Below are 11,702 nucleotides of genomic sequence, written 5' to 3'. Positions count from 1 at the left end.
CGCGCACAGCGCGGCGCTATGCCCAAGGCCGCCAAAGGGGCTTGGCGAAGCCAAGGCGCTTGCGGGCGCGGGAGAGCTTTGTATTGCTATAGGGCCGACTATTCGTACTTTTCGAGAAACGCCTCGGCCCTAAGGGTCCTGAAATCCGGGAGTGCGGCCCGCAAGCGACTGTTGTCCCAGTCCCACCAGGCCAGGGCCATCAACCGGTCTGCCACTTTCCGGGGAAAGCGTGGACGGATCGGTTGCGCCGTTACGCCCCCAACAATTATATACGGATCGACATCCTTGGTCACGATAGCCCCAGACGCGACAACGGCCCCATGGCCGATCTGAACTTCTGGCTTGATGATCGCCGCATGCCCGATCCAGGTATCGTGTCCGATCCTCGTCGTTCTGCTGGCACGGTGCGCGAACCACGCTGCGTCGTCCTCGACATCATCCCAATAATCCGCCGATCGGTAGTGGAAGTGATGCAGTGATGCTTTCTCCAGCGGGTGGTCTGTCGCTCCGATCCGCGTGAAGCTGGCGATATTAGCGAACTTGCCGATCTCGGCATTGGCAATGTCGCATGTCCGGTCACAATACGAATAGTCGCCGACGACTGAATTCGCCACACGCGTTCCCGCACCGATTTCGACAAATTCCCCAAAGCTGCTGTTTGAAATTGCGCAGTCCGGATGGATAAACGGTTGATCCGGTCGAAGTCGAGCCATCATTGTTACCTTTTTTCGCAGAAGCGCTTAGATCTTGGTCGCGGGCTTTGCTTTTCTCGGCTTTTTCCCGGCCTCACCCTCTATCAGCCTCCGACGCAGCCAACCCGAGAACCAGTCCATCAGCATGACCATCAGGATGATCAGGACGATGTAATAGGCAACCTCTTCCCAGTCTTTCTGCGTGATGATTGCCTGTGTCAGCAAAAGACCGATTCCACCACCAGTAATCGCGCCAATCACAGTGGCGCTTCGGGTGTTGGATTCAAGAAAATACAGCAACTGGCTGAGCAGCACGGGGGTCACCTGCGGGATCACGCCAAAGCGATAGCGCTGGGGCGCATTGGCACCGGTGGACTGGACGCCTTCGATCTGTTTGTTGTCCACATTCTCCAATGCTTCCGAGAAGATTTTTCCGAAGGTTCCTGTGTCCGTCACCAGAATGGCAAGTGCTCCGGTCAGCGGCCCTGGGCCAAAGGCCCGAGCCAGGACGACCGTCCAGATCAACGCGTCCACACCGCGGACGAAATCGAACACACGGCGCGTCAGAAACCGAACCGGTCGGAGAGGATTAAAGTTGCGGGTCGCAAGAAAGGCCAGCGGCAACGCGACCATGCCTGCGCCAAGGGTACCGAGGAAGGCCATCAGGATCGTCTCGAAGATCGCCCAGGCCACGTCCTGATGCCGCCACATTTTGTTGGTCCAGAAATCGTTCAGGATCGCACCGGCCTCACCATTCACCGCGAGACCCAACAGTTGCGGGAAGGATTTGCCGTAGTAAGGGCTGTCGAGCGTGAAAAAGAACAATTCCCACCCGGCGAAGTACCGAAACACTTCGGAACGGTTCCGTGTCACGGTCAGGCGGCCAGCATCCGTCGTAATCGCCATCCGGTTTTTCGAGACGTTTATCCAGTCGGGCACATCGCCCGCTGGCAATTCGGCCTGAACGCCAGCCGAACGGGTCGGTGTTGCGCGTACTGTGCCATAGCCAGGGATGTCATATTCGACGGTCTCTGGGCCAAAGCGCACGACGTGGCCGTTTTCCAGATCAATCACCGTGATCTCGCCCAGTGTCACCCAAGTTGGCGCTTCGCCTTTGGGGTAGGCACCTTTACGTTCGCCTTCAATCGCAGCAGAGACTTCACCAGTTCGATTATCACGCTCGATATGGGTTTTGTAGCTATAGCTGTCGGCCACCAGCGTCTTGCCGTTGTCCCAGTTCGCGCGCTCGGCCAGACCGGGGACATCGAAGGCAAAGAACACGTAGGTCAAGTATGCCAGCACCAGCGCGGGCAGCCCAAAGTTGACCATGCGTTTGCGGTTGAACAGACGGTCGGCTGCGGCCTTCAACGCGTCAAGGCTCGGATCAGTGGCGAAGGTACTCATGCCCGGGCTCCTTTCTCGGCTCCGTTGGTCAGGCGCTCGCGCAACAGGCCCGAGATTTGGTCGGTCACGACAATGGTGACAAACAGTAGCAAAAAGATCGCGGCGGCCTGATCATATTTGCCGTGCCCCCAAGACATGGCATTGCGCAGCTCATAGCCCAGCCCACCTGCGCCGACGAAGCCCAGAATGGCCGACGCGCGAATGTTGATTTCGAACCGCAGCAGCGCGTAGCTGACATAATTCGGCCCGACCTGAGGGATCACGCCCAGATACATCCGCTGAGACCAATTCGCACCAACCGAGTGCAACCCTTCGACCGGTTTCAGCGAGGCGTTCTCATTCACCTCCGAGAACAGCTTGCCCAGCGCGCCCGCCGTGTGGATGGCGATCGCGATCATCGCAGGCACCGGCCCGCCGCCCAGCACGAAGATCAGGACCAGAGCGATCACAATCTCGGGGACCGCGCGGCAGATATCGGCGATGCGGCGAAACAGCGGGATCAGCGCGGGCCAGAGCGCCATTCCGCGCGTGGACATCAGCGCCAGAAACGTACCCCCGATCACGCCGATCAGGGTCGAGGCAGCGGCGATGTTCAACGTCTCGGCCAGTGCGGGCAGGAACTTGACCATATTGGCTGGCAACGCCCCAATCTTCTCCCATGCCTCGGACAGGACATCGGCGGGATAGTCGAAGATGTGGCGCCAGCCATCCGCGAAGCTGCCCGCGTTACGGTCATCGGCGGTGCGGAACCCAGCGGCCATCAGGGCCACGAATACGATCAGGAGGATACCACCATAGACCCGTTTGCGTCGCGTCATCTCGGTATAGTCGGTCCGAATCCGGTCGACGGTCGGGGACCCTGCGGTCAGGTCTGTCATGGAATGCTCCTGAGTGGAAAACGGGGCCCGGCTTTGACACCGGACCCCGGTCTTTGGGGTATGCAAGCTTAGTTGGACTTTAGCTTGCGCGCTTCGACGATCGAGACATAAGCGTCATGGGTGATCGGGTCGAAGCCCTGAACCTCGCCACCAGCCAGATTATAGGCACATTCCGGGTCGGTTTCGCCCAGCGTGTCGATGATGTTGGTGACGGAAACGCGCACCTCTTGGGGCAGCGCGTTGCGCAGCACGACCGGCTCACCCGGGATCAGGTTCGAGCGCCAGATTTCAACCAGATCGTTCATATCCACCAGACCGGCATCCACAGCCTTGCGCAGCGCACCAAAGTTATAGCCGTCTTCCCAGTCGCCCTGTCCGTCGGCCCAGGTCACACCGCCGTCAACGTCACCGTTCTTCACGGCAACGATGGTCTGTTCGTGACCGCCGGTGAATTTGACCTCACCGAAATAGTCGCCCGATTCCATGGTTGCTCCGGTGGATTGCGGGATTTCAATCGATGGGATCAGATAGCCCGAGGTCGAGTTCGGATCGCCAAAGCCAAAGGTCTTGCCCTGCATGTCTTCCAGCGAGGTGATGCCGCTGTCCTTACGGGCAAAGCCGATTGAGTGATAGCCGATCGAGCCATCGCTGTTGACCTTGACCAGAATCGGCGAAGCGGCGTTTTCATCGGCAATGTGCAACGCCGCATAGGAAGACGGGCCCATCAGCGACAGGTCGATATTGCCGCCCAGAATGCCCTGAATAACGCCGCTATAATCGGCAGGGGCAAACAATTTGACCGGAACGCCCAGTTCATCCTCTAGCATGGTGCGCAGACATTCGTTGTTGTTCAGACGGTCCTGAGCGTTTTCGCCGCCCAGAATGCCGATGCGGAATTCGGTGATACTTTCGGCCATGACCGGCGCGGCCAGTGCAGTCGTAGCCGCCAGGGCAGCAATCAGTTTTTTCATCTGTCTCTCTCCAGTTTGATTGCCGGCCTCTCATCGGGCCGGTCGATGAAAGGGGTGTTGGGCCTAAATGGTCGCTTCAGCTTCCATCAAGGCTTTCTGAGTCGCATCCAGCGTCTCGATCTCGGTCGAAGTTGCCTCCTCCGAGAAGCTGGCATCAGCGCCATAAATCTCGCGGGCAACACCGGTTGTCAGCTGCTCGGGCAGGCCGTCAAAGACGATACGCCCGTCACGCATCCCAACAACGCGGTCGCAATAGCGGCGTGCCGTGTCCAGAGTGTGCAGGTTGGCGATCACCGTACGGCCGTCCTCTTCATGGATACGGCGCAGCGCCTGCATCACAACCTGCGCATTCATCGGGTCCAGCGAGGCGATAGGTTCGTCTGCAAGAATGATGCTTGGATCCTGCATCAGCGCGCGCGCAATGGCGACACGCTGTTGTTGCCCGCCCGACAGCGCTTCGGCCCGTTTGGGCGCGTGTTCTGCAATGCCCAGACGATCCAAAATGTCGATGGCGCGGTGGATCTCATCCATCGGGAACAGGTTGAACATTGTGGCCAGCGTCGAATGGCGGTTCAGCGTTCCATGCAGCACGTTCGAGACCACATCCATGCGCGGCACTAGGTTAAACTGTTGAAAGATCATCGCGCAATCAGCCTGCCACGCGCGCTTGTCCCGCCCTTTCAGCGTGGTGACATCGCGACCCTGGACCATGATCTCGCCACTACTGGCATCGGTCAGACGGTTGATCATTCGCAGCAGAGTCGATTTGCCGGCACCCGAACGGCCAATGATGCCCAGCATACATGGTTTGTCGACCTCCAAGGTGGCCGCATCGACGGCTATATTGTCGCCAAAGCGTTTGGTCAGTTTCTTGATGTGCAGCACGGGCCACCCCCAAATGATGTTGGCGGTCAGCTAAAGGCGATGTTCAACGTCTTTGTGTCGGTTGAGTGAAAGTTTTGTAAACGCGGCGCTTTGGGTAGTTGCCCTACCCTTTGGCGTCCATCACAGGTATATGCGGGCCGACTCTTTACCTACGTGAGGCCGCCAATGAGCTTTGACCGCAACATAAAAATCGCTCCGTCGATCCTGTCCGCCGATTTCGCCAATTTCGGGGCCGAGATTCAGGCGATCGAAGCGCAAGGCGCGGACTGGGTTCATATAGATGTGATGGACGGGCATTTCGTACCAAACCTGACCTTCGGCCCGCCCGCTGTGAAAGCGTTCCGGCCACATGTCAAAACCGTGATGGACGTCCACCTGATGATCGCTCCGGTTGATCCTTACATTCAGGCCTACGCCGACGCAGGCGCGGATGTTCTGACGGCTCATATCGAGGCCGGGCCGCACACCCATCGCACGCTGCAAGCCATCCGGGGCGCAGGGATGAAGGCCGGTGTTGCGCTCAACCCCGGCACGCCGGCCGAGGCGGTTGAACACTTGCTGGACCTGACTGATCTGATCTGCGTGATGACCGTGAACCCGGGCTTTGGCGGCCAGAAATTCATCGACATGACCAGCAAGATCCGCCGTTTGCGCGAGATGATCGGAGATCGCCCGGTGCATATCGAAATCGACGGTGGTGTCGATCCGACCACCGCGCCATTGGTGGCTGCGGCAGGGGCCGATGTGCTGGTTGCCGGGTCTGCTGTATTCAAGGGCGGATCAGTTTCCGATCCCGACGTTTATGGCAAAAACATCAGCGCCATCCGTTCCGCTGCAAAAGGCATCTGAACGCGGGTGCCTACGCGCTTTGGAATGATCGCAATCACACTTTGACAGGTGCTTGCAATGCGGACTTCACGGCATTGCGATCAACTTAACATATCAAATTTCCGCATTCGCGCTAGGTTCGGATGAACGGATCATGCCGCAGCAACGCAACCTGGCGGTCATGTCCCCGAAAGAACCAAAGCAAGGAGCGACAAGATGTGTGATATTTGTGTGATGGACGCCGTGAAGGCCCGGATGCTGTCCCGGCGGTCCTTCTTCAAAGCAGGTGCGGCGATGGCGGCAGGAACGGCGTTGGGTGCGGCAACCACGACTCCGGCCATGGCGGCGGGTCACGGCGAAGTGGTCGATATGAGCCATGTGTATGACGCAGACTTTCCTACCTATTTTGGCGCGCCCGGCATTTCGACCGAACAGGTGTTCAGCTTCAAGGACAACGGCTTTAACCTGTTCAATCTATCCGTCAACGAACACACCGGCACGCATATTGATGCGCCGTTGCACTTTTCAGCCGATGGTCAGGCCGTACATGAAATTCCGGTTTCAAACCTCGTCTGCCCCCTATGCGTGGTCGACATCGCCGCCCGAGCAGCCGAAGACGCCGACGCGCAGGTCACCCCTGACGATCTGAAGGCATGGATATCCGCAAATGGTCCGATCCCGGACGGCGCGTGTGTTGCGATGCATTCGGGCTGGGGCGCGAAAACCGGTTCTGCCGAATTCCGCAACGCCGATGCTGAGGGCAAAATGCACTTCCCCGGCTTCCATGTGGAAGCTGCGCAGATGTTGATTGACGAAACCGGAGCCGTCGCGATCGCCGTGGATTCTCTGTCCTTAGATCACGGCCCTTCCGGGGACTTTGCCACGCATTATGCCTGGTTGCCCACCAACCGCTACGGAATCGAAAACCTTGCCAACCTGGATAAGGTTCCAGCCAGTGGCGCGACGCTGGTCGTCGGCGCACCGGCCCATCGCGGTGGTTCGGGCGGGCCGGCTCGTATCTTTGCGATGGTCTGACCCTCGACTGATCGGCAGGCGGTGCATCTGCGGCCTGCCAACACTCAAATAAGCAAGGCTTGCATCTGACGCACAGCGGCTATTCTGAAACCTGACTGGCCGGCTGGACCGCAAGGGCCTATGTCGAAGGGCGAAACTTTGACCGCAAAGAAGTGTCCCATGCGCCATTCCCTCTCTCCACGCCCCGCTCTGCAAGCTGCATTTAAGGTCGCGCACGACATCGCGGGCGGCATCTTGGCAACAATTGATCGGATCGGCGAGGCGCGGGCCAAATCCGAGTTGGTCTCACGTCTGTGGTCGCTGAGCGATTCAGAACTCGAAGCCCGCGGGCTCAGGCGCGAAGACATCGTACGTTTGGTCATGGCGGACGCTATTTAAGCCGTAGCGCCTTTCATTCGCGCCGTATACGCTGCGTAAGGTCCGCCCATTCGGCGGGCTTTTTTGCGGCTCAATACGTTACCAGTTTCTTCATTCGAAAGAAATTTCGTTACATTTTTCTTGCGCCGAATCGCCTGGAGCGGTATTAACCGACCTATCGGTCACTTAATTATCAAGATACCGGCAATGCGACTTTTGGGTACGAGACACCAATCTCTGCTGGTTTAAGCCGCTCGGATAGAAGGAAATCTGACATGTACGCGCAGATGGTCAAAACCGCAGGCACCAGCGTAAAGACGCGCGAGGAAATGTCCGAACAAGAACGCGCCTTTCAGGACAAGATCGACGCCGATATCAAGATCGAACCCAAAGACTGGATGCCCGACAATTACCGCGCCACCCTGATCCGTCAAATTGGCCAGCACGCCCATTCCGAGATCGTCGGACAACTGCCCGAAGGCAACTGGATCACTCGTGCGCCAACGCTGGAGCGCAAGGCGATCCTGCTGGCCAAAGTGCAAGACGAGGCCGGTCACGGTCTGTATCTCTATTGCGCCGCCGAAACGCTGGGCGTCAGCCGTGATGAGTTGACCGAAATGCTGCTGGACGGGCGGATGAAATACTCGTCGATCTTCAACTATCCGACACTCAACTGGGCCGATATCGGCGCTGTCGGGTGGCTGGTCGATGGGGCCGCCATCATGAACCAGGTTCCGCTGCAGCGCACGTCCTACGGACCGTACTCTCGCGCCATGATCCGTATCTGTAAGGAAGAGAGCTTTCATCAGCGCCAAGGTTACGACGCCATCCGCAAGATGGCCGAGGGCACCCCGGAACAACGCCGGATGGCGCAGGATGCGCTGAACCGTTTCTGGTTTCCTTCGCTGATGATGTTCGGACCTTCTGACAAGGAATCTGTCCACTCGGCGCAGTCGATGGCGTGGAAAATCAAAATCAACACCAATGACGAGTTGCGTCAAAAATTCGTCGACCAAACGGTGCCTCAGGCTGAATATTTGGGCCTGACGATCCCCGACCCTGATCTGACTTGGAACGAAGAGCGCGGGCATTACGACTTTTCGGAACCCGACTGGTCCGAATTCTTCGACGTTCTCAAGGGCAACGGGCCTTGCAATGTTGATCGTCTGGCCGCCCGCAACAAGGCCTGGGATGACGGCAAATGGGTGCGTGACGGGCTGATGGCCCATGCCCGCAAGAAACGCACGCGAAATCTGGCTGCCGAATAACGCCAAGGAGGATACCCGATGAAAAATGAATGGCCCCTTTGGGAGATTTTCATCCGCGGCCAGCATGGGATGAGCCACCGCCATGTCGGCTCGCTACATGCACCGGACGCGGAAATGGCGATCAAGAATGCGCGCGACGTCTATACCCGCCGCAATGAAGGCGTTTCCATCTGGGTGGTTGAAGCGAACAACATCACGGCCTCGTCGCCCAGCGACAAAGGTCCGCTCTATGAGCCCAGCGAAAGTAAAGTGTACCGCCACCCAACCTTCTTCGATATCCCCGAAGACGTGGGGGCGATGTGATGACGCGCGATGACGCATTCCTGCAATTTCTTCTGCGGATGGGGGATAACACCCTGATCCTTGGCCACCGCGTCAGCGAGTGGTGCGGTCACGCGCCGGTGCTGGAAGAAGACATCGCGCTGGCCAATACCGCGCTGGACCTGATCGGGCAGACACAAATGTGGCTGGGCCTCGCCGGAGAAATCGAAGGTGGCAAAAGCGCCGATGATTTGGCCTTTCTGCGCGATGCCTGGGATTTCCGCAACGTGTTGCTGGTCGAGGTCCCCAATGGCGATTTCGGACGCACCCTGATGCGTCAATTTCTGTTCGATGCGTGGCATTCGATCATGCTGGGGCGTCTGATGACATCATCTGACGACCGGGTCGCGGCAATTGCGACCAAGGCCAGCAAAGAGGTCGCCTATCACCTCGAACGCTCGGGCGACACAGTTGTGGGGCTGGGCGACGGAACCGAGGAAAGCCATGCCCGGATGCAAGAGGCGCTGGACTACCTCTGGCCTTACGTAGGTGAGTTGTTTGCCAGCGATGATATTGATGCCGAAATGGTTGCGGTGGGGATCGCCCCGAACCCGGCTGATCTGCGCATAGAATATGACGCTTTGGTCGAACGGGTGTTGACCGAGGCGACCTTGACCATCCCCGAAAGCCGCTTTGCCCACAAAGGCGGACGCGACGGGCGGATGCATACCGAACATCTGGGCCATTTGCTGACACAGATGCAGTGGCTGCAACGCGCCTATCCCGGCGCGACGTGGTAAGGATCGATGCGGGCCTCGACCGATCAGGTGTGGGAATGGCTGGACGCTGTACCCGACCCCGAGATCCCGGTGATCTCGGTCGTCGATCTGGGCATCGTGCGTGATGTACAATGGGATGAAGATACTCTGAGGGTCACCGTCACCCCGACCTATTCCGGCTGTCCGGCGACGTCGGTGATCAGCATGGATATCGAAACCGCGCTGCGCAGCCATGGTATCGATGACCTGCGGATCGAGACCACCATCGCGCCCGCCTGGACCACGGATTGGCTCAGCGACAAGGGCCGCGCGCGGCTTGAGGAATACGGCATCGCCCCGCCGCAACCCGCCGGTGGACCTGAGCGCTGCCCGCGTTGCGGCAGTAAAGCGGTTGAGAAAGTCAGCCAGTTTGGCTCGACCCCGTGCAAAGCGCATTGGCGCTGCACCGATTGCCTGGAACCCTTTGACTATTTCAAGTGCATCTGACGGAGGATCAACGGATGGCACGCTTTCATGATCTGAAAGTCACGGACATTCAAAAAACCATCCGCGATGCGGTGGTGGTGACGCTGAAGCCGGTAAACGGAGCGGCCGAGGCGTTCGATTTTATCCAAGGCCAGTATCTGACGTTCCGGCGCGATTTCGATGGTGAGGAATTGCGCCGCTCTTATTCGATCTGCGCGGGCAAGGAAGACGGCATTCTGCAAGTTGGAATCAAGCGCGTAGACGGCGGGGCGTTCTCAACCTGGGCCAACACCGATCTGAAAATTGGTGATACGGTTCAGGCGATGCCTCCGATGGGCAGCTTTCACACCGCAATCGATCCTTCTGCAGAAAAGCAGTATCTGGGCTTTGCCGGTGGGTCGGGTATCACACCGGTTCTATCGATCCTGAAAACCACGCTCGCCCAGGAACCTCAATCCCGGTTCACGCTGGTCTACGCCAACAAGGGCGTCAATACGATCATGTTCCGCGAAGAGTTGGAGGACCTCAAGAACCTTTACATGGGCCGCTTGAACGTCATCCACATTTTGGAAACCGACGCGCAAGAGATTGAGCTGTTCACCGGTTTGGTCACGCAAGAGAAATGCGCCGAGCTATTCGCGCATTGGATCGACATCCAAAACGTCGATACAGCCTTTATTTGCGGGCCCGAGCCGATGATGCTGGGCATTGCCAGCGCGCTGAAGGGTCACGGGTTGAACGACAGCCAAATCAAGTTCGAACTCTTCGCCAGCGCGCAACCCGGGCGCCTCAAAAAGCGGGCTGTTGGAACCGAAGCTGCCTCGCAAGCCAATCAAACCAAGGCGTCGATCACCATGGACGGTGCGACACAATCCATCACGATGCCCAAGGATCAGTCGATCCTCGACGCAGCGTTGGAAAACGCGATGGATGCACCGTTCGCCTGCAAGGCAGGGGTCTGTTCGACCTGCCGATGCCGGGTTCTGGAAGGCGAAGTTGAAATGCTCGCCAATCACGCGCTGGAAGATTACGAGGTCGAGAAGGGGTACATCCTGAGCTGTCAGGCCTATCCGCTGACCGACACCGTCGTCGTTGATTACGATCAGTGAGGGAGGGAGTGATGGCCGAAGACATGACACTCGAAGCCTATCTGGCCGCAGGTGGCGTTCTGACCAACCCGACCAACGTACCCTCGCGCTATCGCGCCGAATTGATGAAACTGATGGCGACCTTTGTGGACAGCGAATTGGCGGGTGCTGCTGGGTTTGCCGATGTCATCAATCAGGGTCCGGGGATCAAGGAGCGCATCGCCGCGGCGCGGATTGTGTTGGAAAAAACAGACAACGCGGATCGAGTGCTTAAGATCATGGGTGAGTTCGGGGCGAACACAGATCGATACGTCACTCACCATCCTTGGACCGCGCGTCTGGACCGCGATGCCGATATTGGCGCGACGCGCAGCGAACATGACATGCGGCTGGCCGTGTTCAACTATCCTATTCAGGGATGGGCGGACGCCGTCGTCATGAACCTATTGATGAGTCAGGCAGTCGCCGTGCAATTGGCCGAGTTTTCGGGCATGTCCTATCAACCGCTCGCCGAGGCGTTCCGCGAGATCGCCCCGATTGAAGCCCATCATGGCGAACTTGCCTTGGAAGGCGCGTTGCGGTTGGTGGAACAGGGGCACGCAACCGAAATGCAAAGCGCGGTTGACTACTGGTGGCCTCGGGTTGCGGCCAGTTTCGGGGCCGGTCAAGCAGACAAGATCGACGCGTTGCGGAAAATGGGATTGCGGCACAGAACTGGGCCGGAAATGTTGGCGCAATGGCAGGTCGCAGCCTCTGACTTGATCCGTCAGGTCGGTCTGATCGCACCGTAG

At 58.5% G+C, this 11,702-nt stretch carries 14 protein-coding genes; 9 read left to right on the top strand and 5 right to left on the bottom strand.

The genetic code is table 11. The annotated features are described in order from the left end of the window. Positions 1-98: 98 nt before the first annotated feature. The 5 genes from ACR0CR_RS19780 to phnC form a co-directional block, all read right to left on the bottom strand. Positions 99-713, bottom strand: a complete 615-nt coding sequence (locus tag ACR0CR_RS19780) for an LbetaH domain-containing protein (RefSeq protein WP_480602568.1) — start codon at positions 711-713, stop codon at positions 99-101. A 27-nt stretch (positions 714-740) separates the two neighbouring features. Then, positions 741-2,096: a phosphonate ABC transporter, permease protein PhnE gene (gene phnE / locus ACR0CR_RS19775; protein ID WP_480602566.1), complete on the bottom strand. Its 1,356-nt coding sequence runs from the start codon at positions 2,094-2,096 to the stop codon at positions 741-743. After that, entirely contained in the window at positions 2,093-2,974 is an 882-nt protein-coding gene (phnE, locus tag ACR0CR_RS19770) for a phosphonate ABC transporter, permease protein PhnE (protein WP_480602565.1), read from the bottom strand. Before phnE (ACR0CR_RS19770) ends, phnE (ACR0CR_RS19775) begins: the two co-directional genes overlap by 4 nt. A gap of 68 nt (positions 2,975-3,042) precedes the next feature. Further along, the gene (gene phnD, locus ACR0CR_RS19765) at positions 3,043-3,945 is read right to left on the bottom strand and encodes a phosphonate ABC transporter substrate-binding protein (protein ID WP_480602563.1); all 903 of its coding nucleotides are present in this window, start codon (positions 3,943-3,945) and stop codon (positions 3,043-3,045) included. A gap of 63 nt (positions 3,946-4,008) precedes the next feature. Then, positions 4,009-4,830 (bottom strand): phosphonate ABC transporter ATP-binding protein, encoded by an 822-nt coding sequence (gene phnC / locus ACR0CR_RS19760; RefSeq protein ID WP_480602560.1) that lies wholly within the window; start codon positions 4,828-4,830, stop codon positions 4,009-4,011. A 165-nt stretch (positions 4,831-4,995) separates the two neighbouring features. On the opposite strand from phnC, the gene rpe reads away from it, so the two are divergent. The 9 genes from rpe to ACR0CR_RS19715 all read left to right on the top strand — a co-directional run bounded on the left by rpe (position 4,996) and on the right by ACR0CR_RS19715 (position 11,702). Further along, the gene (gene rpe / locus ACR0CR_RS19755) at positions 4,996-5,679 is read left to right on the top strand and encodes a ribulose-phosphate 3-epimerase (protein ID WP_480602558.1); all 684 of its coding nucleotides are present in this window, start codon (positions 4,996-4,998) and stop codon (positions 5,677-5,679) included. Positions 5,680-5,874: 195 nt separating this feature from the next. After that, positions 5,875-6,693 (top strand): cyclase family protein, encoded by an 819-nt coding sequence (locus tag ACR0CR_RS19750; RefSeq protein WP_480602556.1) that lies wholly within the window; start codon positions 5,875-5,877, stop codon positions 6,691-6,693. Between the two features lie 159 nt (positions 6,694-6,852). Continuing rightward, positions 6,853-7,071, top strand: coding sequence for a hypothetical protein (locus tag ACR0CR_RS19745; protein ID WP_480602554.1), 219 nt, complete (start codon positions 6,853-6,855; stop codon positions 7,069-7,071). Between the two features lie 254 nt (positions 7,072-7,325). Continuing rightward, positions 7,326-8,318 (top strand): 1,2-phenylacetyl-CoA epoxidase subunit PaaA, encoded by a 993-nt coding sequence (gene paaA, locus ACR0CR_RS19740; RefSeq protein WP_480602551.1) that lies wholly within the window; start codon positions 7,326-7,328, stop codon positions 8,316-8,318. 18 nt (positions 8,319-8,336) lie between these two features. Beyond that, positions 8,337-8,621 carry a 1,2-phenylacetyl-CoA epoxidase subunit PaaB gene (paaB, locus tag ACR0CR_RS19735; protein ID WP_480602548.1) on the top strand — a complete coding sequence of 95 codons (285 nt, stop codon included), beginning with the start codon at positions 8,337-8,339 and terminating at the stop codon, positions 8,619-8,621. Then, on the top strand, positions 8,621-9,379 hold the full coding sequence (gene paaC, locus ACR0CR_RS19730; protein WP_480602545.1) for a 1,2-phenylacetyl-CoA epoxidase subunit PaaC: 759 nt from the start codon (positions 8,621-8,623) through the stop codon (positions 9,377-9,379). Before paaB ends, paaC begins: the two co-directional genes overlap by 1 nt. 6 nt (positions 9,380-9,385) lie before the next feature. Then, entirely contained in the window at positions 9,386-9,844 is a 459-nt protein-coding gene (paaD, locus tag ACR0CR_RS19725; protein ID WP_480602543.1) for a 1,2-phenylacetyl-CoA epoxidase subunit PaaD, read from the top strand. A gap of 14 nt (positions 9,845-9,858) precedes the next feature. Continuing rightward, positions 9,859-10,932, top strand: a complete 1,074-nt coding sequence (paaE, locus tag ACR0CR_RS19720; protein ID WP_480602541.1) for a 1,2-phenylacetyl-CoA epoxidase subunit PaaE — start codon at positions 9,859-9,861, stop codon at positions 10,930-10,932. Between the two features lie 11 nt (positions 10,933-10,943). Beyond that, positions 10,944-11,702, top strand: coding sequence for a Phenylacetic acid catabolic protein (locus tag ACR0CR_RS19715; protein ID WP_480602538.1), 759 nt, complete (start codon positions 10,944-10,946; stop codon positions 11,700-11,702).

Source organism: Ruegeria sp. AM2 (assembly GCF_056540685.1).
This window is presented reverse-complemented; position numbering and strand designations above follow the sequence as displayed.